A 2,331-nucleotide genomic window follows, 5' to 3' on the forward strand; every position below is an offset into this window, starting at 1 on the left:
CGCCATCCACCAGGTTGCCCGGGTTTGGTACTGACCATGTTCCGTCTGTGCCTGCCACGACTGTTGCAGTGGTGCCGTCAGGGAAGCTCACAGTCACTGTTGAACCCGCTTCTGCTGTACCGCTCACCGGGTCAGTCGCATTGATTGGATCAAGTACTGGTGCATTTGGTGCTGTGGTATCAATCGTCACCACTGCTGTATCTGTACCCGCATTGCCTGCAGGATCTGTTGCAGTCACGGTAATGGTGTGTGGACCATCAGTTAACGCAGGCAAAGTATTGTCTGCAAGCGTCCAGGTGCCGTCACCATTGTTCACTGCTGGATAGTCAACACCATCCACGTTCACAACCACTGTTGCTGTCGGATCGTTCACTGTACCAGTGAGTGCTGGTGTGCTGTCATTCGTCAACACATCATCAAGTGCAACCACCGGCGGTGTGATGTCTGCAGACACTGTACCTGTACCTGGCAATGAGATATTGCCTGCAGGGTCAGTCGCTGTTGCAGTCACGGTATCGCCATCCACCAGGTTACCTGGGTTTGGTACTGACCATGTTCCGTCTGTGCCTGCCACGACTGTTGCTGTCGTACCGTCAGGGAAGCTCACAGTCACTGTAGAACCCGCTTCTGCTGTACCTGTAATTGGGTCAGTCGCATTGATCGGATCAAGTACAGGTGCATTTGGTGCAGTGGTATCAATCGTCACCACTGCTGTATCTGTACCCGCATTGCCTGCTGCATCAGTTGCCGTCACGGTAATGGTGTGTGGACCATCGGTTAATGCAGGAAGTGTATTGTCTGCAAGCGTCCAGGTGCCATCACCATTGTTCACTGCTGGATAGTCAACACCATCCACATTGACAACCACTGTTGCTGTCGGATCGTTCACTGTACCAGTGAGTGCTGGTGTGCTGTCATTCGTCAACACATCATCAAGTGCAACCACCGGCGGTGTGATGTCTGCAGAGACTGTACCTGTACCTGGCAATGAGATATTGCCTGCAGGGTCAGTTGCTGTTGCTGTAACCGTATCGCCATCCACCAGGTTACCCGGGTTTGGTACTGACCAGCTGCCATCTGTGCCTGCTACCACTGTTGCAGTGGTGCCGTCAGGGAAGCTGACTGTCACTGTAGAACCCGCTTCTGCTGTACCTGTAATTGGGTCAGTCGCATTGATTGGATCAAGTACAGGTGCATTTGGCGCGGTGGTATCTACAGTCACTACAGCTGTATCGGTACCCGCATTGCCTGCAGGATCTGTTGCAGTCACGGTAATGGTGTGTGGACCATCAGTTAACGCAGGAAGTGTATTGTCTGCAAGCGTCCAGGTGCCGTCACCATTGTTCACTGCCGGATAGTCAACACCATCCACATTGACAACCACTGTTGCTGTCGGATCGTTCACTGTACCGGTTAACGCAGGTGTGCTGTCGTTCGTCAACACATCATCAAGTACAACCACCGGCGGTGTGATGTCTGCAGACACTGTACCTGTACCTGGCAATGAGATATTGCCTGCAGGGTCAGTCGCTGTTGCAGTCACGGTATCGCCATCCACCAGGTTACCCGGGTTTGGTACTGACCAGCTGCCATCTGTGCCTGCTACCACTGTTGCAGTGGTGCCGTCAGGGAAGCTGACTGTCACTGTAGAACCCGCTTCTGCTGTACCGCTCACCGGGTCAGTCGCATTGATTGGATCAAGTACAGGTGCATTTGGCGCGGTGGTATCTACAGTCACTACAGCTGTATCGGTACCCGCATTGCCTGCTGCATCTGTTGCAGTCACGGTAATGGTGTGTGGACCATCAGTTAACGCAGGAAGTGTATTGTCTGCAAGCGTCCAGGTGCCGTCACCATTGTTCACTGCCGGATAGTCAACACCATCCACATTGACAACCACTGTTGCTGTCGGATCGTTCACTGTACCAGTGAGTGCTGGTGTGCTGTCGTTAGTCAACACATCATCAAGTGCAACCACCGGAGGTGTGATGTCTGCAGAAACTGTACCTGTACCTGGCAATGAGATATTGCCTGCAGGGTCAGTCGCTGTTGCTGTAACCGTATCGCCATCCACCAGGTTACCCGGGTTTGGTACTGACCATGTTCCGTCTGTGCCTGCCACGACTGTTGCAGTGGTACCGTCAGGGAAGCTCACAGTCACTGTTGAACCCGCTTCTGCTGTACCGCTCACCGGGTCAGTCGCATTGATTGGATCAAGTACTGGTGCATTTGGTGCTGTGGTATCAATCGTCACCACAGCTGTATCTGTACCCGCATTGCCTGCAGGATCTGTTGCAGTCACGGTAATGGTGTGTGGACCATCAGTTAACG

The 2,331-nt window shown here is 53.2% G+C and carries 1 pseudogene; it reads right to left on the reverse strand.

Features of this window, described 5'->3' with window-relative positions:
* Nucleotides 1-2,302: pseudogene (locus tag JGE69_RS17960) on the reverse strand (Ig-like domain-containing protein); the annotation flags it as partial.
* Between the last annotated feature and the right edge of the window lie 29 nt (nt 2,303-2,331).

The organism is Acinetobacter sp. C13, assembly GCF_016809775.1.
Lineage (GTDB): Bacteria > Pseudomonadota > Gammaproteobacteria > Pseudomonadales > Moraxellaceae > Acinetobacter > Acinetobacter pittii.